This window comes from Psychrobacter sp. TB20-MNA-CIBAN-0197, from assembly GCF_040309765.1.
In the GTDB taxonomy this organism is placed as follows: Bacteria; Pseudomonadota; Gammaproteobacteria; order Pseudomonadales; family Moraxellaceae; genus Psychrobacter; species Psychrobacter submarinus.
The window spans coordinates 1-269 of record NZ_JBEOPC010000654.1; the positions used below are offsets into that span (position 1 = coordinate 1).

General features: G+C 62.5%; 1 protein-coding gene. It reads right to left on the minus strand.

Annotated elements, in window-relative coordinates; translation table 11 throughout:
• Positions 1–269 (minus strand): hypothetical protein (locus AAEY83_RS15390; RefSeq protein ID WP_351060302.1); only part of this gene is annotated, 269 nt, incomplete at both ends.

The following is a 269-nucleotide window of genomic DNA, read 5'->3' on the forward strand; positions in this document are numbered from 1 at the left end:
CGCTGGAGGATGACGTGGTGATCGTCGTAGTCGTAGCGTTCGCTGTCGCCCACCGCGTTGGTCGCGACCAGCAGGCGTTGCCGCGCATCGAAGCTGTAGGTGGCAAGGTTTTGTTCGGTGGTCCACTCGCCCTGAACAAAGACTTGGTAATCGACTGCCACCAGTTGCGCGCGGTCATACCGCAACAGCAGGGCGCGGCCGGCGCCGTTGTCCAGACGCTGAATGCGGTCGGAGCGATCGCGTTGCAGGGTCAGACGATTACCGTAGAC